The 20,487-nt window shown below is 35.1% G+C and carries 17 protein-coding genes and 1 tRNA gene; 12 read left to right on the forward strand and 6 right to left on the reverse strand.

Annotated features, from left to right (window positions below):
- Positions 1 to 95: 95 nt before the first annotated feature.
- Positions 96 to 1,775 carry a Na/Pi cotransporter family protein gene (locus H9L01_RS04510; protein WP_187534820.1) on the forward strand — a complete coding sequence of 560 codons (1,680 nt, stop codon included), beginning with the start codon at positions 96 to 98 and terminating at the stop codon, positions 1,773 to 1,775.
- A gap of 42 nt (positions 1,776 to 1,817) precedes the next feature.
- Here the strand turns inward: H9L01_RS04510 and H9L01_RS04515 are convergent, their stop codons facing one another.
- From H9L01_RS04515 to H9L01_RS04525, 3 genes are read right to left on the reverse strand one after another with little or no spacing between them, the layout of a single operon-like run.
- Positions 1,818 to 3,575 carry an ABC transporter ATP-binding protein gene (locus H9L01_RS04515; RefSeq protein WP_187534821.1) on the reverse strand — a complete coding sequence of 586 codons (1,758 nt, stop codon included), beginning with the start codon at positions 3,573 to 3,575 and terminating at the stop codon, positions 1,818 to 1,820.
- A complete protein-coding gene (locus tag H9L01_RS04520; RefSeq protein ID WP_187534822.1) occupies positions 3,556 to 5,331 on the reverse strand; it encodes an ABC transporter ATP-binding protein in 1,776 nt (591 codons plus the stop codon). The genes H9L01_RS04515 and H9L01_RS04520 overlap by 20 nt, the downstream gene beginning before the upstream one ends.
- Entirely contained in the window at positions 5,328 to 5,522 is a 195-nt protein-coding gene (locus tag H9L01_RS04525; protein WP_187534823.1) for a hypothetical protein, read from the reverse strand. Before H9L01_RS04525 ends, H9L01_RS04520 begins: the two co-directional genes overlap by 4 nt.
- A 137-nt stretch (positions 5,523 to 5,659) precedes the next feature.
- Here H9L01_RS04525 and H9L01_RS04530 point away from each other — a divergent pair, with 137 nt between their 5' ends.
- On the forward strand, positions 5,660 to 6,172 hold the full coding sequence (locus H9L01_RS04530) for a TetR/AcrR family transcriptional regulator C-terminal domain-containing protein (protein WP_187534824.1): 513 nt from the start codon (positions 5,660 to 5,662) through the stop codon (positions 6,170 to 6,172).
- 54 nt (positions 6,173 to 6,226) lie between these two features.
- Here the strand turns inward: H9L01_RS04530 and H9L01_RS04535 are convergent, their stop codons facing one another.
- Genes H9L01_RS04535 through H9L01_RS04545 form a run of 3 tightly spaced genes read right to left on the reverse strand, consistent with a single transcriptional unit; the run spans position 6,227 to position 7,944 of the window.
- The gene (locus tag H9L01_RS04535) at positions 6,227 to 6,691 is read right to left on the reverse strand and encodes a hypothetical protein (protein WP_187534825.1); all 465 of its coding nucleotides are present in this window, start codon (positions 6,689 to 6,691) and stop codon (positions 6,227 to 6,229) included.
- Positions 6,688 to 7,518, reverse strand: coding sequence for a hypothetical protein (locus tag H9L01_RS04540; protein WP_187534826.1), 831 nt, complete (start codon positions 7,516 to 7,518; stop codon positions 6,688 to 6,690). Before H9L01_RS04540 ends, H9L01_RS04535 begins: the two co-directional genes overlap by 4 nt.
- Positions 7,519 to 7,527: 9 nt before the next feature.
- A complete protein-coding gene (locus tag H9L01_RS04545; RefSeq protein ID WP_187534827.1) occupies positions 7,528 to 7,944 on the reverse strand; it encodes a LytTR family transcriptional regulator DNA-binding domain-containing protein in 417 nt (138 codons plus the stop codon).
- 194 nt (positions 7,945 to 8,138) lie between these two features.
- On the opposite strand from H9L01_RS04545, the gene H9L01_RS04550 reads away from it, so the two are divergent.
- The 10 genes from H9L01_RS04550 to H9L01_RS04595 all read left to right on the forward strand — a co-directional run bounded on the left by H9L01_RS04550 (position 8,139) and on the right by H9L01_RS04595 (position 20,466).
- Positions 8,139 to 9,176 (forward strand): ABC transporter substrate-binding protein, encoded by a 1,038-nt coding sequence (locus H9L01_RS04550; RefSeq protein ID WP_187534828.1) that lies wholly within the window; start codon positions 8,139 to 8,141, stop codon positions 9,174 to 9,176.
- A gap of 45 nt (positions 9,177 to 9,221) precedes the next feature.
- Positions 9,222 to 10,304, forward strand: coding sequence for an ABC transporter ATP-binding protein (locus H9L01_RS04555; RefSeq protein WP_187534829.1), 1,083 nt, complete (start codon positions 9,222 to 9,224; stop codon positions 10,302 to 10,304).
- Positions 10,297 to 11,958: an ABC transporter permease gene (locus H9L01_RS04560; RefSeq protein ID WP_246449171.1), complete on the forward strand. Its 1,662-nt coding sequence runs from the start codon at positions 10,297 to 10,299 to the stop codon at positions 11,956 to 11,958. The genes H9L01_RS04555 and H9L01_RS04560 overlap by 8 nt, the downstream gene beginning before the upstream one ends.
- Positions 11,959 to 12,041: 83 nt before the next feature.
- Positions 12,042 to 13,682, forward strand: coding sequence for a sensor histidine kinase (locus H9L01_RS04565; RefSeq protein ID WP_187534831.1), 1,641 nt, complete (start codon positions 12,042 to 12,044; stop codon positions 13,680 to 13,682).
- Positions 13,675 to 14,394, forward strand: coding sequence for a response regulator transcription factor (locus H9L01_RS04570; RefSeq protein WP_187534832.1), 720 nt, complete (start codon positions 13,675 to 13,677; stop codon positions 14,392 to 14,394). Before H9L01_RS04565 ends, H9L01_RS04570 begins: the two co-directional genes overlap by 8 nt.
- 49 nt (positions 14,395 to 14,443) lie before the next feature.
- A tRNA-Arg gene (locus H9L01_RS04575) sits at positions 14,444 to 14,519 on the forward strand.
- Between the two features lie 275 nt (positions 14,520 to 14,794).
- A complete protein-coding gene (locus tag H9L01_RS10855) occupies positions 14,795 to 15,901 on the forward strand; it encodes a MucBP domain-containing protein (RefSeq protein WP_187534833.1) in 1,107 nt (368 codons plus the stop codon).
- A 532-nt stretch (positions 15,902 to 16,433) separates the two neighbouring features.
- Positions 16,434 to 17,183, forward strand: a complete 750-nt coding sequence (locus H9L01_RS04585) for a MurR/RpiR family transcriptional regulator (protein WP_187534834.1) — start codon at positions 16,434 to 16,436, stop codon at positions 17,181 to 17,183.
- Between the two features lie 131 nt (positions 17,184 to 17,314).
- Positions 17,315 to 18,637, forward strand: coding sequence for a family 4 glycosyl hydrolase (locus tag H9L01_RS04590; RefSeq protein ID WP_187534835.1), 1,323 nt, complete (start codon positions 17,315 to 17,317; stop codon positions 18,635 to 18,637).
- A gap of 275 nt (positions 18,638 to 18,912) precedes the next feature.
- Positions 18,913 to 20,466: a PTS transporter subunit EIIC gene (locus H9L01_RS04595; protein ID WP_187534836.1), complete on the forward strand. Its 1,554-nt coding sequence runs from the start codon at positions 18,913 to 18,915 to the stop codon at positions 20,464 to 20,466.
- Positions 20,467 to 20,487 lie beyond the last annotated feature (21 nt).

Here is a 20,487-nt window from a genome sequence, read left to right on the forward strand (position 1 = left end):
GTGATGAATATTAGGATAAAAATGGAAATTATGTAGAAATTGATTTAGGTAAAATGATATGATGTTGAGGAAAATGTTTATTGATGGAGGAACATATGGAAGTTATCAAATCATTCATCCAGACATGTGCTGAATTAGAAGTACATGTTATCTTGGGAGGATTCGGTCTTTTCATGCTTGGTATCACGATGCTAGGGGATGGATTTAAAGCAGTTGCTGGTGATCGAATGCGAGAGTATATTGATAAATATACGAGTAATCTATTTTCCGCAATCTTAGTAGGTGCAGTCATGACGGGGATCATGCAGTCGAGTTCGGCGGCTACTGTCATTTCAATCAGTTTAGTTAGAGCTGGACTTATGAGGGTTGACCAGGCAATTGGTATTTCACTGGGTGCAAATATTGGTACCACAATGACTGCGATTATTATTGGTCTAAATATTGCAGACATGGGATATATCTTTTTATTCCTTGGTGCTATGATGATGCTATTCTCAAATAAAATTAATGTTAAAAATTATGGTAAAGTTATTTTAGCTTTCGGTATGACGTTTGTGGGTCTGCAAATTATGTCAGGGAAGTTGTTGTTGGTTCAAGAAATGCCTTGGTTCCAAGATGTCATGATTTCATTATCAGATCATCCGTGGTTATCGATGGGTGGTGGCGTTATTCTTACTGCAATTATTAACTCATCTTCAGCTACAATTGCTGTTGTACAACAAATATATGGCAACGGTGGTATGACATTAATCGCAGCGATTGCTTTTGTATTTGGTTCAAATATTGGAACAACCATTACGGCATACTTTGCATCTCTTGGAGGGTCGGCATCGGCACGAAGAGTTTCACTTTTTCATACCTTGTTTAACTTCTTTGGAGCTGTGATTATGATGTTTTTTATTGTTCCGTACTCACATTTAGTTTCGATGATTAGTAATTATCTTGGAAGTAGTGCTTCTATGGAAGTGGGGATTGCCCACTTAATGTTCAACCTTATCTTCTGTATTCTTGTAATACCATTCATACCAATGTTTATGAGACTTCTCACAATCTTAATTCCAGGTGATGATAAGATTGTAAGTAGAGAAAAACTTACACCTTTAGATGAAGAGATTATTCAAACGTATCCAGTAGGAGCTCTTCAACTTGCGAAAGGTAGAACGATTGATATGGCAAGCCTTGTCGAAGAATCGATTCGTACTTCACAGACTTATCTCCATTCTAAAGATAAACAAGACTATGAAGTTGTAATGCAACTTGAGGAGATGGTAAATGCCATTGATACAGATCTGACTTCGTATCTTCTTAAGATTATGCAAACCTCGAGTGGTGATGCTACTATTGCGAAAGCATACACTCAAAACTTAGAAATAATCAAAAACTATGAACGTATGAGTGATTTATCGACAAATCTTGTTGAGTTCTTTAAATTGTCTTTTGACAACCGAGAAAATTTCTCAATGGATGCATTGGATGACTTAGACAAGATGTACGAGCTATTACTCCATATGGTTCAAAAATCAATTGAGATTGTTCGTACAGATGATGAAACATTATTCGACGATCTTCTTAGTGAAGAAGATTACTTGGATCTTGTAGAGAAAAAATATCGTGAGAAACATTTCCAACGTATGGCAGAGAGTATTTGTGAGACTAAAGTCGCAAGCAGTGTCTATGTTGATATTCTTGGTATTTTAGAGCGTATTGGGGACCATAGTGTTAATATCGGGCGTTATATTGTATCGCCAATAAAGATTCACTCTGACGATCTATAGGAAATAATAAATAAAGTGTATCCGTTTCGGATACACTTTTTCTTATGCAGTTTGAAATTGGCTATTATACAAGTTATAGTAGAATGTTCTTTGTTCTAGGAGCTCATCGTGAGTTCCACTTTCAATTACATTACCATCTTTCATAACAAGAATTAAATCGGCATCTTTTATGGTAGAAAGGCGATGGGCAATCACAAAGCTTGTACGTCCTTTCATGAGTTCATCCATGGCATTTTGAATAATTAGTTCCGTACGTGTATCGATGGAGCTTGTTGCTTCATCAAGGATAAGTAGGGGTGCATTTTTTAACATGGCTCTCACAATCGTAAATTGTTGTTTTTGTCCTTCTGACAAAGATGTTGTCTCATCTAAAACTGTGTCATAACCATTGGGTAAACTGTTAATGAAATGGTCAATTCCAACCCGCTCACAGGCTTTCTCAACCGTATCAATATTAATGTTTGGGATCGAATAAACTAAATTCTCATAAACGGTACCTTCAAAAATCCATGTATCTTGTAATACCATACCAAACTGATTTCTTAGATTTTCTTTCGTGATATTAAAGATTGACGTACCATCAATTTTAATATCACCTGATGTTACATCGTAAAATCGCATCAGTAAGTTAACAAGGGTTGTCTTACCTGCACCTGTAGGACCTACAATCGCAATTTTTTGTCCCGCAACAACATCACACGAGAAATCCTTTATAATTGGTTTATTAGGATCATATCCAAATGATACATGATCGAAATTGATATTCCCTTCAACATGGTCAAGAATTTCAGGAGAATTAGTATCCGTAGGAATTTCATCTTCATTCATAAAGTCTCGAACGCGAATTGATGCTGCAGAAGCAGTTTGTAAATCTGTAACAACTTGAGTAAGTTGTGATAGTGGGTTGTTAAACTGACGAATATACATTGTAAAGGCAACTACTACACCAAATTCAATGGATCCACTTACAACCATTTTTGATCCTACAATTGCGACTGCAACGTAACTAAGATTTCCAATGAAACTGATCAGAGGCGTCATAATACCCGAAAGGAAGTGTGCTTTCTTTCCATAGTTTGTTAATTTATCATTGATTTCTGAAAATTCATCATTGATATCATCACTTGCATTATACACTTTAATAATAGTATGGCCGGTATAGGCTTCTTCTACAAAACCACTCATATCCCCTAAAACTTGTTGTTGTTTGTTAAAGTAAGGCTGAGATTTTTTTGTAATCAGTTTAACCATTGTGAAGCCAAGAAGTGTAATGGTAACGATAATAATTGCAAGGGTAAGATTTGAAGTAACCATCATGAAGAGTGAGCCAACCAATAAAGTGATACTTGTTACGATTGTTGGGATACTGTTGTTTAGGGTTTTACCAATTGTATCAACATCGTTCGTAACTCGACTCAATACATCACCATAACTAACTTCATCAAAATATGAGAGGGGTAGGCGGTTAATTTTTTGATCTATTTCGGTACGGAGTTGATTGTTTAAACGTTGCGTAATACTAGCCATAATAAATTGCTTAGCGTAGTTTATTCCAAATCCAATGATATAAATTATAACCAGGGTCATGCCTACTTTACTGATTCTTTCTAAGTCAATGCCAGTATGCATTCCTTCGATAATTAAATTGGTGATAGTTTCAATTTGTTTAGGTCCTAGTAAAATAAAGATAGCACCAGTTAGTGCTAGAACCCCAACAGTAATAAGAGAACCTTTATATCGCTTACTGTAAGAGAGTAGATTGGTAAGTCCTTGAAATTTTTTAGTTTCTTGTTGTTTCATCTTCAAGTTCCTCCTTTGATAATTGAGATTTCGCAATTTCTTGATAGACAGAACATGTCTTCAAGAGTTCTGAATGTTTACCATGGCCTACCATTTCTCCATTCTCAAGAACGATAATTTGATCGGCATCGAGAATCGTACCAATACGTTGGGCAATGATAATTTTCGTAGTTTCTTTAAAGTCTTGATTGAGTTGCTGTCTGATTTTTTGATCGGTTTGATAATCGAGAGCAGAAAAACTATCATCGAAAATTAAAATTTCTGGATCACGAGCAATGGCTCTTGCCATAGATAATCTTTGTTTTTGTCCTCCTGAGAAGTTTGTACCAAGTTGGGCAACAGGAGACTGAATCCCCTCGGGTTTATTGAGAACAAAGTTTGCAGATTGACATAATTCAAGGGCATCTGTAATTCTCTCTTCAGTGATTTTATCATTAAAGGTTTGTCCAAAATCAATGTTATCGGCTACAGTCCCACTGAATAGCATTGCTTTTTGAGAGACATAACCAATCTTACTGTATAGCGATTCCTCGTAGTAATCGTTAACGTCGACGCCATCCACATAAACGCTTCCTGATGTGACTTCATAGAGGCGGGGAATCAAGTTAACTAAAGTTGTTTTACCGCTCCCTGTAGCCCCAATAATGGCGAGTGTCTCACCTTTATTTATTGTGAAGTTAATATTTTTTAATGCGGGCTGTGCATTATCGGGATAAGTGAAACAAACATCCTTAAACTCTACAATACCTTGGTAATTTGAAACATTGTTGTTGATGGTTCCATTTTCCATACTTATCGGAGCATCCAAAACTTCATTAATACGATTTGCAGACACCTTAACGCGAGGTAACAATACTAATAAGATACTCATCAACATAAAGGATGCAATAATTTGTAGTGCATAGGCTGAATAGACTACCATATTACTAAATTGCACCAATTGATCCGAAGCTGAAAGACCGTTGATGAGATAGGCGCCAATCCAGTAAATACCAATACTCATCACAGACATGGCAAAGTTTAAACTCGGATGGAGCAAACCGACAACTCGAGTTCCAAAGAGGTTATTTTCCGCTAAGTCGCTGCTTGCCTTTTCAAATTTCTTTTCTTGATATGATTCAGCATTATATGCACGGACAACATTAATACCAGTAAGACTTTCTCTCATAATTCGGTTGATATTATCAGTAAGTTTCTGTACTTTATTAAATTTAGGTATCGCAAAGACTACGATAATTAAAATGATGACCAACAGGAATAAAATGCCACTTGCTATTAAAGCAGTCCATTGCCAGCTGTGATCAATGATTCGACTGATTGATGCGATTGCAAGTAAGGGTGACTTAATAGCAATCTGAAGTCCAATTGCAATAAATAATTGAATTTGAGTTGAGTCAGTTGTTGTACGTGTAATCAAGCTTGGTATTGAAAACTGTCCGACATCATGTGTTGTGAACTCGTTTACTTTCTCAAATAAAGCTTGACGTGTTGTACGTCCTAGAGAAGCAGAGATATTTGCAGCGATGTATCCAACGATTACTGCTAAAATAACACTTCCCAGTGATGAAGCTATCATTTTGAATCCAATACTTTGGATTTGATTAACCACATCCTCATTAGTCTGTACGAGACTGGTAATTTCAGTCATATATTCAGGAATCGATAAATCTAAGACTACTTGAACTGCGATTAATACTACGGCAACAGCAATTAAAAACCAATCTCGTTTTTTTAGTTTTTTAAATAATTTAATCATATTTTTTCAGGGTTCTCCAATTCTTTTATTTCTTTTTTTATTTGCACGATACGATCAACATAGACATTGATTGTTTTCATCTCGATGCTTGTAATATCATCAACTTTTTTTGCATATTCAACGTATGCGTGTTCCAATTTTTTCTCATAAACACTTAGCAATACATTTAAATTATTAAGGTTTTCGTTCATGATTTTTACCTCCTGACACCATTATGAAGGGAATTAAACCGAAAAAAAGAACAGAAAGTAAGGTCTGTACGGTAGCCTTACAAATATTAAAAAGTGTCAACCTATGATAGAATAAGAGTAGCTTAAAGGAGTAAACTATGATCTATAAACGTAATGCAACCACACTTGCAATCTACCATGGTTTGTTTGATTTACTAGAAACTACAAACTTTGATAATATTAGTGTGAATGATATTTGCCAAGCAAGTCTAATAAGTCGTACGACCTTTTACTCTTACTTTGAGGATAAGTATCAATTGGTGATGTATTGTTTTAGTGAGGAGCGTACAAAGTTGGGAATCGTAAAGGGTGTCTCAATGGATAAAAATCTAAAAGTCTTTCTCGCACGTATTAAGGAACAACGAAATATTTATCATAACTTATTTACATCGGGTGTAAACCGAGAATTAAATCAAATGGTTGCCTCACAATTTCAAGAAAGTATCTCAGGTATTCTTTCGAATGAATTCAGTGAAGATGAACAAGAAATTTTGCTTTATCTTTATTCGGGGGGAATCGTTTATACTATTATGAAGTGGATTGAATCGGGTTGTCAGATGTCAGAAGTTACTCTAGCGCAAACGCTATACCGTCAATTACAAAAAATATAAACAGGAAGTATCCCCCAAAAAAAGGGATACTTTTTAGTATCCCGATAGTGTCGTTCATTCGATTGATGTGACGTTTCTTTTTTTATTTGTAAAAATTGTAGCGCAGGTAAGAAGGAATATAAGTGGGGGTAAGATAATGAAAAAGGCAATGAATATTTCAGTGTCAAATTGTCCCAGTGTGTAAAATGAATACGACGCTCCACGTGATAATGTATGTAATTGAATCATTTGATGTAGAAAGAATATCAGTGAATAAAGTGATAACGCAATGATGAGAAGATTCATAATTCGTTGTGATGTTCTATTGTTTCTAATGTGTGATAGGCTGATGAGGAAGAATATAAATAATATATAGAAACTAAAAAATAGAAGTTGTGGATATTCTACTAACATACGATGGAGTGCAGTCCAAGACTCATCTCCTGCAGTAAATCCAGTTAACCATATTGTAAGGTAATAAACAGGAAACAAGAAAAGTGTTGTGAGAAGAAGTAAGGTATCTGAATATTTTTTAATCATTGGTTACCTCCTTGGTGGATATAACTTAAATTATTTGAATTTACTCTTATAGTTAGTGAGTCAGTATGTGGAATTTTAAGATTAAATTGTTGTGACGATTTTGCTTCAAAAGTTACATTTAATGCTTCAAGAAGTTTTGGATCAACACCGAAATCACCATCTATAAAGAGTATGGGATAAATTGAAGTTAATGTTTGTTCAGATGATGTGAGATTCGTTAGAGTAAAAGATACATCCGAGCTATTTAAATTCCTTTTGATTGTATTAAATTGAAGCAACCAGACGCCATCAATCGCATAGGTTCCATATTGATTACCTGGCATCACATTAGTATGGAAGTCATAGATATTATTTAGATGATCATAAAAGTAATTAAATGTTTCATTTAAGTAAGCATTACTGTGGTCTCTTAGTGTCGTGATATTTTTAGGTGTTACCTTAACATTCGAAGTGGGTATCTCGTCTTGATATTTCGTATTAAGTACAGAGTATGCGAGATTGGTATCTTCAAATATTTCATGACCAAATTGGTTAGCACATAGTTTGAGTTCTGGTATTTGCGAATCATATGTAGGTGTTAAGCAACGGGTTGTCAGAGTGCGAACGTTATATAAGTAAATTGAATACACTGAAATACAAGATAAAGTAATAAAACTACTCGATATAATAATGATGAATCCAGTTTTAGAAAATGCAAACTTACGTTTAGTATCTTTTTTTAGTGCGCTCCGAGCATTAAACGTTAGAGCTTTACTTTGGTACACCCAGCTCATAATGACGAATGCTAAGATGATAACAATGGGTAATATAAAAAGTGTCAGTGACATAAATACCTCCTAGATACCAATGGTTTTTTTGAATTCATAATAGTAACTACGATTAACATCGTGCCATTGGTTGTGTATGCGAATGTTGTATTTCATATTAAGACTCACTTTAATATCTTCAATGAAGTGCGGGTTCACGATCGTTGTACGATTGATGCGGAGTAGTGGTTCAACTTCAAAGTCTTTGAGAGGTAGTGTTGTATGAAAAGATTCATGCTCAGTTTCAACAACAGTATTTTGATCAATAACGGACACAATGAAAATATCCTGAAGATTAACGTATGATTTACGTCGTGAATCGTACACAGGAAACTTAGTGTTTTGTGCATAAAGAATATAAGAGCCATCGGATTCCACAATCTCTGCATGCATTAACTGATCTTTCGTAATGGGTTCGATAATATTTTTACCAAGTTGAATTTTCATCGTATCACCTGTACTTAAATGATAATGTTTATCTAGTAAATGTACAAGCAAATGATGGTGAGTTACGAAATAATGGTGGTGACTTGCAGTAAAATTGTGTATGTTTTGATATTTCGGATATTTTTGTGATATTTCAGGATGTGAAAGCGGATACACTAACGGTATACTAAGAGTAACTTAGGAGGAGATATGAAATGAAACGTACAATGAAATTGTTAGTGTCACTGCTTGTGTTCTCAGTTATTTTAGTTGGCTGTGGTAAAAAAGAGGATAAACCAGCAGCTGGTGGTTCCAATGAATTGGTTATCTATACAGCACGTAGTGAGGGATTAAATAACCTAGTTATTAAAAACTTTGAGAAAGAAACGGGTATAAAAGTTAAGACTGTTGTAGCAGGTACTGGAGAACTACAAAAGCGTGTAGAATCAGAAAAGAGTAACCCACTTGGAGATGTCTTATGGGCAGCTGATGAAACAATGCTCCATGAATATAAAGATTTGTTCATGGAATATGTATCACCTGAAGATGCTAATATGATGGATGGATTCAAGAATACATCAGGATACTTTACACCTGCATTCTCAGATCCAACAGTAATGATCGTGAATAAGGATCTTAAGGGCTCTATGAAAATTGATGGATTCCAAGATTTATTAAATCCTGAACTTAAAGGGAAAATTAGCTTTGGAGATCCAACGAACTCAAGTTCAGCATTCCAAGTTTTAGTTGCAATGTTGTATGACATGGGTGATGGTGATCCAATGTCTGATAAGGCATGGGATTACGTTGATAAGTTAATTGCTAACTTAGATGGAAAGATTGCATCAAGCTCTGGTCAAGTTCATAAAGGAGTAGCTGATGGAGAGTTTCCTGTTGGTTTAACATGGGAAGATCCTGCTGCAAATTATGTCAAAAATGGAGCACCTGTAGAAGTAGTATTCCCTGTCGAAGGCGCTATTTTCCCAGGAGAATCAGTGCAAATTATTAAGGGGGCTAAAAATGTTGAAAATGCTAAGAAGTTTGTTGATTTCTTAATTTCTGAAGACATTCAAAACCAAGTTGGAGAACAATTAACTGTTCGTCCACTTCGTAAGAATGCTAAACTTGCAGATTACATGACACCACAAAGTAACATCGTGCTTTCGAAAAATTACGATGAAGCATGGGTTGCGGAACATAAAGATGAAATATCCAAGAAGTTTACAGAACATTTAGAAAAATCAATGGACTAAAAAGACAGCTTCGGCTGTCTTTCCCTTAAATGAGAGGAGATTATTATGGGTGTCGATTTAAAAATAGATAAAGTAGTAAAACGTTATGGCGATAACGAGGTTGTAAAAGGACTATCAGTAGATATTAATCCTGGAGAGTTCTTTACATTGCTGGGTCCGTCAGGGTGTGGAAAAACTACACTCTTACGAATGATTATTGGTTTTAATACAATCGATAAAGGGAGCATTTCTGTTAATGACCATGTTGTGAATAAGATTCCAATTCATAAGCGTAATATGGGAATGGTATTTCAAAACTATGCAATCTTCCCACACATGAGTGTCAAAGATAATGTAGCATACGGACTTAAAAATCAGAAAGTTTCGAAAGAGGAAATTAACCGTCGTGTTGATGAAATTCTTGAGGTCGTGAAAATCACTTCACTGAAGGATCGTCTCCCTGAACAACTATCAGGTGGACAACAACAACGTGTTGCGCTTGCTCGAGCAATTGTTACTCATCCTGAAGTTCTCTTAATGGATGAACCTTTGTCAAATCTCGATGCAAAACTTCGTGTAGAGATGCGTCTGGCAATTAAAAATATTCAAAAGGAAGTCGACATTACGACAGTATATGTAACGCACGATCAAGAAGAAGCCTTAGCGGTATCTGATCGAATTGCGGTTATGAACGAAGGCGTAATCCAACAAATTGGACAACCTAAAGTAATCTATAGTCGACCTGTGAATACATTTGTTTCAAACTTCATTGGAACAACGAATTTCTTCACAGGACATCGTCAAGGTAATCGTATCGATGTTGAAGGTTATCAATTTGAGATGAACAACCTTGTTGCAGATAGTGATGAAGACGTCATTGTTTCCGTGAGACCTCATGAATTTAGAATTTCTGATGATCCAACAGGCATTAAAGGTGTGGTTAAGACATCAACCTTCTTAGGACTCAATACACACTACTATATATCTTTGGATGATGGGCGCGAAGTCGAAGTTATTGATGATAAAGAAAGTATCGAGATTATTCCAGATGATACAACAGTTTATCTCAAGTTTAAAGAGAATCGAATCAATCTCTTTAACATCACCACAGAACGTTCAATTATTGAAGGAGTTGATGAGTGTGAATAAGACTAAAGATAAATCAAGATTTACGATATGGCATGGATTAACACTTGCGATATTCATACTCTTTGTTGTATTTATCGGATATCCACTATTTTTAGTACTGTATAAATCAGTTGTTGTGAATGATTCCATAGGGCTATCAAACTTTGTGAAATTCTTTGAACGGAAATTCTATTGGTCAACGCTGGTTAATAGCTTTAAAGTTACAATTGTTGCAACACTAATTTCAGTAGCAATTGGACTTCCACTTGCATATGCCACGCGTAATGTGAAAATAAAATTCAGTGGTGCGGTTGATTTACTCTGTATTGTTGCATACCTATCACCACCATTTATTGGTGCATACGCATGGATCCAACTACTTGGTAGAAATGGATTTATTACAAAAATAATTAACAGTCTATTTGGAATTCAATATAACGGAATCTATGGTTTTGCTGGAATCGTATTGGTCTTCGCTATGCAATCATTCCCTCTCGTATATCTCTATGTATCAGGGGCAATGAAAAATATGGACCATTCTCTCAACGAGGCAGCTGAAAGTTTGGGGTCCAGTACTTGGAAACGAGTTCGCACAATTATCGTTCCCTTACTGGTACCGAGTATTTTGGCAAGTTCTCTCTTAGTGTTTATGCGCGTATTCTCGGATTTCGGGACGCCAATGTTGATTGGTGAAGGATACAAAACGATGCCCGTCTTAGTTTATACTCAATTTATGAGTGAACTGGGTGGGGATGCCAGCTTTGCTGCAGCCCTTTGTGTTATCGTGATTGGAATCATCATCAGTCTCTTCTTCATTCAAAAATACTTTGCGAAAAAGTTCAATTATTCAATGACAGCTCTCAAACCAATCCAACCACGTCAGTTAACGGGTGCGAAGAATATTTTGGTTCATGCACTTGTTTACTTCACCGTCTTTGTAGCTTCATTGCCGCAACTGGTTGTAATTTATACATCATTCTTAAAAAGTAATGGTGGACAAGTCTTTACGAAAGGCTTCTCACTCGACAGTTATCGTAATATCTTTGCGAATGGTGAAGGATTTGTAATTGGAAATACATACTTCATCGGTATTATTGCCATACTTATCATTGTTGTTCTCGGGGTTTTGATATCTTATATGAGCGAGAGAAAACCGAATGCGTTAACGGGATCTTTAGACACGTTATCGATGCTTCCATACATTATTCCTGGATCTGTATTAGGGATTTCGTTCTTATTTGCATTTAATGATTATCCATTGCTGCTATCGGGGACCTTCTTGATTTTAGTAATATCTTTCGTAGTTCGAAGACTTGCTTATACAATTCGGTCAAGTACAGCCATTATTGGTCAAATTAGTCCAAGTATGGAAGAAGCAGCCGTATCTTTAGGTTCATCAGAAATGAAGTCATTTAGAGACGTTATGCTACCGATGATGATGCCAGGAGTAATATCCGGTGCATTGATGAGCTGGATTACGGTAATTAGTGAATTGAGTAGCTCAATTATTCTTTATACCAGCAAGACGAAGACACTTACCGTCGCAATCTATACCGAAGTTATTCGTGGTAACTATGGAAATGCCGCAGCATTTTCAACGATATTGACATTAACTTCAATCATTTCACTCCTACTCTTCTTTAAAATAAGTGGTAAGAAAGAAATCAGTTTATAATTTGAAAGAGCTAATTTAATTAGCTTTTTCTGCGTTGATAATAAGGTGCTGTGGTATGATTGTGCCGAGAAGGGGACTAACTTATGAAGCGAAAATTTAGCGACTATATTCGAAAACAATTTCAAGTATATTTGATACTCGTACTTTTGACCATTGCAATTGTTTTTAGTGCAGTCACTTTTAGCCTCTTTAGTTTGTATATCAAAAATGAGTTAAAACGAGACAATCAGCATATTACCGATACGATTCACCAAGATTTTTCGGAACTCTTCTATAAATTGGATACGTTGGAAGATAAAGTAGCGCAAGAAGAGATTGCGGAAAATATCTTATATCGTGAATTGTACAATATGAGAAGTCAATCAACCATCAAGTATAATTTCACGATATTAGATGGTGACTTAAATATCGTGGTGAGTAATCTCTACCTCTATAATCAAGAACAACTGTTGAAAAGTTCGAATCTTAGTGAGTCACTGAGATATATGAAACTTCAAGATAAATCAGTCATCGTTGATGAAGCTAAAACTTCTTATTTAGAACAACAGAAAGCATCGATGTTTATTCTGACACGATTTGCAGATGGGTATATTGCAATTGAGCCGCTCGTAGAATCTTTGACTGAGATTACGAATCAATACTCGTCCTTTACCATCCTTTCGGATCAATATAGTAATATTCTATTTGAAGACACTACCCGTTATCGTGATGAGATTGGAAAAGTCTCGGTGGATAAGAAACAGAATATGACAGTCAAATCTCAATTCTATATTTATGATACACCTGTATTCTTGACAAGTATTCGCGAAACGACACTTAATCAAAATGTCTTTGTTATCGGGTTAGGATTGATACTAACAATTCTTATAGTATTGATAATTTGCGTTCGACCCCTAATTAATCGGATTACTAAGTCTTATGCTTCGCCACTTGATGAGCTGATGAATGCCATTGAGCAAAATAAATCTGGAAGCACAACCTATCTCATTAAGGAACAAAGCTTTGAAGAATTTGAAACACTTTATGAAGAATTTAATGAACTAACGTTAAGTGTAAGAGATTTGATTGCGAAGAATCAAGAACTTGCTGAAAGAAAGCGTTGGATGGAAATTAAACATCTTCAAGATCAATTTAATCCTCATTTCTTATACAATACTTTGGAATCTATTCGTTATGAGATTATTTTTGACCCCGATAATGCTTCAAAAATGATTATGGCTCTCGCACGTTTAATGCGTTATATATTAAACTATGGGCGAGATACAGTGACTGTTACCGAGGATTTAGGATATATTGAAGATTATCTCGAACTTCAAAAAATGCGCTTTAAAGAAAGGCTCAACTTTAAGATTGAAATTCAAGATGAAATCCTCACACAACAAATCCCCAAGTTGATACTTCAACCTATTGTAGAGAATAGTATTAAATATAATATGGAACATGTCGAAGTATTGAACATTGCAATTCTAGGCAGAATTGTCGAGAATTATATTCAATTTGATGTTGTGGATGATGGTATTGGAATCAACCAAGATCAGTTGGACGAAATTAATGATAACTTGCAAAATAATCAGAAAGCACGTGATAATTTAGGACTCTACAATGTCCATAAATCAATTCAACTTCTATACGGAAAAGAATATGGTGTATTTATACAGAATATTGGAAAAGGATTGCATGTAATGATTCGAATTCCATATAAAGGGGAGGTCAATCATGATTAAAGTACTCTTGGTTGAAGATGAAGAGAATATTCGAAAAGGAATCGGATATATGCTCGATTGGAAAAAGCTCAACATTGTTTTAGTTGCTCAAGCGTGGAATGGAAAACAGGGACTTGAATACATTGAAGAGTTCAAACCAGATCTCGTGATTACTGACGTAAGAATGCCATTTGTTGATGGCCTCGAAATGATTCGTGAAGGTAAAAAAATTCATGACTTCGAGTCGATAATTATTTCTGGCTTTAGTGAATTCGACTATGCGAAAGAAGCACTTGTTTTAGGAGTGAGTGAGTATATTCTTAAACCTATTGACTATGAGGAACTTTCAGAAGCTATCATGAGAATTAAACCTAAAATAAAGGCCAAGAATCCACAAACAAGTTCTGACCCGGCAATTCGTTGTCAGTCTCAGAAAATGAAACGAATTATTAAGTATATTGATGATAACTTAAGTCAGAAATTAACCCTAAGTGATCTCTGTGATATTTTTGAAATTTCGAGTACATCGATGAATGATTTATTCAAACAAGAAGTGAATACCACTGTGAATGATTTTGTAAATCAAAAAAAGATTAACAAGGCAATCCAACTCATTAGAGAAGAGGATTATAAAATATATGAAATTGCTGAAATGTTGGGGTACAGTGACTATAAATATTTTAACTATGTCTTTAAAAAATATACAGACGTAACTCCCTCTAAATTCAAATAAAGCTTAAATTGGAATCTGTAATGGAGTGTGATAGAATGGTAAAGGATACGCACCCATGGCGCAACGGATAGCGCGTTTGATTCCGGTTCAAAAGGCTGCAGGTTCGATTCCTGTTGGGTGTACCATATTGAAAATAACCTACTTTCGAGTAGGTTTTCTTATGGAAAAATGTCGAATGAGAAGATATCGAGAAGAAATGAATGTAAAGAGACTGTGTGACGTAAATTCTTAGTAATTAGATTGGGCCTTCTGGAAGTATGGGGTTCACAGGAGTGATTTATTTTATATCGTTAAGTTATTGTGATATGCTCGTGAAAAAATGATGACTAAATTATGAGACACACTCCTTGGAACTTTTTTGTAACAACTAGAGTGATATACTGTTGCTAGAGGTGAAAATATGAAAAAGAAATTTAGTTTATATTTATTAGCACTAATACTAATGGTAACGCCCGTTGCGCTCAATGTAGCCGCTGATAATGATCCATTTGAAGGGCAAATTGTATTAAATCAAAGCGTCGTAAAATTAGAGTATGAAGACGGCGAAGTAATTGGAAAACTAGAGGTAAACTTACCTTTAGATGAATTTGGTCCTTGGCAAAGATTGATGTCAGAAACTGAAAATAGCACTTGGACTGCGCATGATGACAACCTTCTTACTGATTTGATGAATGGCGGAAATGTATTTAGAGAAACACCATATACCTATTATGGGTATTACATATTGTATAAGGATGGAACTAAAGAAATCGGATATGAAAGAACACTAACTTACGAAATGTTACATCAAAAAGAGATTGATAACAACAAGCGTATCGATGTGGTTGAAGCCTACTTTGGTGAAACTTCTCAAATGATACTAAACTATCAATTAAAAGACATTGATGGTAGTACATCTTTAATTCGCTCAGATGTGACTTACGGAAAATATGATTTGAAGTACTTAGACGAAATTAATGTAAAAGGTGAAACACAGCCAATCGCCCAAGACTTAATATCAAAATATATTTTAGTGGATTCAAGCACACCAATGAGTTATGCATATACTAAAGAAAACAGTGCTTTTGATGTGAACTTAAGACTTCCAATTTATACAATCCAATTTCAAGATGAAGAAGGAAATAGCTTAAGAGCAAATGAGACTATTCAAGCAACTTTAGATAAAGCATTTGAATACGTTGCTCCTGGAATAGAGGGATATGAAATAAAAGGTATGAATAAAATTTCAAGCCCCTATACAAATGAAGATAAGGAGTTTACGCTTGTTTACAGTAAAAAAGTGACTGACTCTGTTGGTCCTGAAGATCCAGTTGACCCAGTAGACCCTGTAAAACCTGTCGAACCCTCGAAGCCGACCAATCCGGTTAAGCCAACGAAAAAGGTTAAATCTAACGAAACATTACCGGGTACGGGGATTGGGAATTCAGACAATCTTGCTGCCGCAACATTTATTATCACAGGAATCACTTTCTTAGGCGTATCAGTATTAAAGAAAAAAGAATTATAATTTGTACTAAAAAATTGGTATCATATCAATCTCTATAAAAAATAAACATCCAGAGTGACACTTACTTTAAAAAAGTATTAATTTTGTAGAAGTAATACTAAACCACAGTCTGAAATAATAGGTGCGTTTAGGAAACGATAGATAATTTACTTTGTTAGTAGTAAAAAAATGTTGCACACACTCAAGCTCCGTATGAGATTCAAATAATCTTGTGCGGAGTTTTGTAATGTAATAATATTCTGAACATACAATTATAATGATCTAGTACCATGCCTATATTCGATAACTAAATGGTCTAGTTATCGAGTATAAATAAAAATATGATTATTTGCCATGAATCTTAATGTATCAAAGTAAACATGATTAGATTCAGATAATAGAGGTAACTTTAGTATCCATAAAATACAAGTGTTATATAATTATTGTTGAGCTCTGTTAACAAATTCGTTACAATATCAATGATATGTAAGGGTTTTCTTTAAACGGGAATACACTATGACTTTACATTCTGGGGGATGAAAAGAGGAAAACTATGAATCGATTAACACATCATTTTGACTTGCTAACTGAAGCTGAAAAGCGCGTTTGCAATTATATAGTTCACAATTTTGATACCGTTAGCAAAATGAGTATCAATGATTTAGCTGATAAATCATATACTTCAAAGACTGTTGTAATAAACATGTCTCAAAAATTAGGTTTTGAAGGTTATACAGATTTGCGCTATTACTTAAAGGATATGGAATCGGAAGTATTGTCTGTAGAAACAACAGAAGTTATAAAAGATAATATCCTCAAAAATGCATCGATGACTGGAAATATCTTAAATTACGAAAAATTAAAAAGCGCTTCGGTTAAAATATTAGAAGCAAAAACAGTTTATATTGCAGCTCGCGGCACATCAAAATCTATTGCGAATCACCTAGCACATCTCCTTCTTACAATGGGAGTCAAATGCATGCTTATTGATGATTATAATTTATTGTCTATTATTGCTAACCAGGTCGACCCTAGAGAATTATTCATATTGATTTCGTTATCAGGCGAAACTCGAAAAATTGTTGATGCGGCGAAAATTGTTAAAGCACGTCAAGGTGAAATAATTTCGCTGACCGCATTCACACATAACTCGCTTGCACGATTATCTGACTTAAGTCTCTTTGCAGCTACTGAATCAGTAGAGACCGCAACGAATGATGATATATCTCGAATCGGTTTTTTTGTAATTTGTGAGATGCTGGCACATCAAGTAAAATTTGAGATTCAAGAAAGAAAAAAATGACCTAAGTCACATTGAGTGACCTAGGTTTTTTCTTAGGTAAGGATAATTCTCTTTTAAGTATCATTTAAATACCAATCCCTCTATGATGAATTTATAAGGCAGTATTGATTGCTATAGATAGAGGAGAAAGCATGAGAAAAGAACAAAATATCACCATTGTCGGTGCGGGAAGTTCGAGAACACCTGCACTCGTCGGATCGATTGTGGACTATAAAGATCGATTTAAAATTAAAAAGATTGTATTTTTTGACATACACACAAAAAGAACGTCAAAAATGGAGACATATATTCGTTTGGTATTGAAACAGGAAATTCCAAACGCAACTGTAATCTTCACCACTGATAAAACGGTCGCATATGAAGATGCGGATGCTGTTTTAGTACAAATGAGAGCGGGAAACACGGAAATGAGAAGCCTTGATGAGAAAATCCCACTAAAACATGGACTTGTTGGTCAAGAAACATGTGGTCCTGGAGGATTTGCTTATGGTATGAGATCAATTGGCGCAATGATAGAAATGGTCAATGATATTCGGGCAGTTAACAAAGATGCATGGATCTTAAATTATACTAATCCTGCAGCAATCGTTGCATTAGCACTTGATAAAGTATTCCCAGATGACAAGCGCATCTTGAACTTGTGTGATCAACCATACTCTATGATGCGTTCCTACGCAAAAATATTAGATAAACCGCAACATGATTTAAAGTGTACTTATTTTGGTCTAAATCATTTTGGATGGTTTACCGAAATTGAAGATTACCAAGGTAACAGTTATTATAACCAAGTTAAAGAATACTTAACAGGTCATGAATTTAAACCTTATAACGCAGAACAAAGATCTGCATCCTGGTTAGAAACATATAAAAGAGTCAATAAATATTTATCCTTCTTTCCAGAGTATCTTCCAAATACCTATCTACAGTACTACTTCTTTCCAGAGGAGATTGTAGAGGAGAGTGATCCAAACTATACACGTGCTGATGAAGCAAGAGATAGCCGAGAAAAAGAGGTATTTGAACTCTGTGCTAGTGCGGAAGGCCGTGATGATTTAGGAAATCTGGAAATTTTAAAAGGTTCAGTGTTTGGAAATCTCATGATTGAAGTTGCTGAATCGATCCTTTATGATTTAAACAATGAATTTGTAATCATGGTAAGAAATAATAACCTTATTCCTAACTTTCCTGCAGAAGCAATTGTAGAACTAAGTGGACAATTGGGGTTAGATGGTGCAAAGGCATATCCTTACGGAGCTATTAAACCATTTTATAAGGGATTGATGGAGGGGCAATATGCATATGAGTTGCTAACAGTAGAAGCTTTCTTAGAGAAAGATTATACAAAAGCTCTGGAGGCATTAACAATCAATAGAACCATAGTCGATCCCCAAAAAGCAAAAGCAGTACTTGATGATCTGATGGAAGCAAATAAAAATTATTGGACACTAACTTAGAAAGTTGAATTAGTCGAAAAACACGATTGTCTAAAGAATAATTAAATATATTCAAGAGATTTATTTACATGAATTAAATAAATCTCTTTTTTATTTTCCAAGGAAAACTTAGACAAAATAGTTGATTATTGAGCTGAAAAATTGAAAAAAAACAGAAATTTTAGTTACCTAGGTAAGATGTAGTGACCTAAGTCCTTTAAGGTGTAAACGAATGATAAGTCAAGAGTTGTAAACGCTTACCGCCGATGTTAAATTAAATGCACAGGAGGAGAATTATGAAGAAGTATAGTGAACAGATTCAACGATTTGGACGCTCATTGCTTTTACCAATTGGGGTAATGGCACCCGTTGGATTACTACTCGGAATTAGTGGCGCATTTTCTCAAAAATATATGATTGAGCTGCTACCTTTCTTGGGGAATCCAGCTGTTAGCCAAATTTTTATTGGTATACGTACAATGAGTGATGTTATCTTTAATAACTTACCGCTATTATTTGCAATGGGAGTTGCATATGGAATGTCGCGTAAGGATAAAGGAATTGCAGTATTTTCATCAGTACTTGCATATTTAATATTGATGATTGTCATGAATATTTGGTTAACAAATACAGGAAACCTTATCAAAGAAGGAAATATTGCTGTTGGTGGACAAGCCATGGTGCTTGGTATTCAAACTGTAAACGTTAACGTATTTGGAGGGATAATAGCTGGTCTTATTGCATCTTGGGCAACAGACAAGTATTATGATCTTCAACTTCCAATGGCATTCGCGTTCTTTGCAGGTAGAAAATCAGTTCCTCTGATCTCTATGGGTGTAGCAATTGTATTTGGACTTATAATTCCTTTTTTCTGGGAATATCTAATCGCATTCTTTGCAAGTATGTCGGGATTATTACTGAGTCCAATTTTAGGCCAAATATTAAACGGGGTTATTAACCGTTTGCTTATTCCTTTCGGATTGCATCATGTTTGGAATGCAATGCTCCGTTTCACAGAGGCTGGTGGAGTCTATTTAATTAATGGAGTTGAGTACATTGGTTACCTAGATGCGATGAACGAAATCCTATTTAATTTGGGACCAGATAGTGAGTATTGGGCAATGATGCCAGAATTAACTCGATTTGGAGCTCAAAACCAGATGGTTCGTGCATTGTTTGTATTCCCAGCAATAGGACTTGCAATGTATCATACTGCATATAATGAGAATAAAGCTATGGCGAAAGGTTTGATCATTACCAGTGTTGCAACTGCATTCTTTGGTAATGTTACCGAACCATTAGAGTTTACTTTCTTATTTATTGCTCCAGGACTCTTCTTAATATATTCTGTTTTAGGTGCTATTGGTGGTATTGCTCTTTACTTCATGAATACTGCTGTTGGTTATATTCGTGGAACGATATTTGATTTTATAATATTTGGAGTAATGTTTAAGAATTCAAACTGGATAAATATTGTGATAGTCGGAGTTATAGAAGCGGTATTAATATACTTCATATTCAAATGGTGGATTGTTAAGTTTAATGTTCCGACACCGGGACGAGAAGACTCTGCAGGGACAGATAATATATTAATTACTGAACGACGTTTCGATGAAGTAGCTGCACTCGTGATTGAAGGATTAGGTGGAGCATCAAATATAGGAAACGTAGAAAATTGTATAACAAGACTTCGAGTCGACTTTAAAGATAAAACGAAAATTAATAATGATTTACTTAAGAAATCTGGATGTTCAGGTGTGTTCTTCCCATCAAGCGGACACATTCATGTTGTTTACGGACCTATGGTTGAATTTGTAAGAAATGCTGTCGATGATCAACTTGGACGATAACAAAGGAAAATAAAGGAAACG

Origin of the sequence: Erysipelothrix inopinata (assembly GCF_014396165.1) — a bacterium.
Taxonomy (GTDB): Bacteria; Bacillota_I; Bacilli_A; order Erysipelotrichales; family Erysipelotrichaceae; genus Erysipelothrix; species Erysipelothrix inopinata.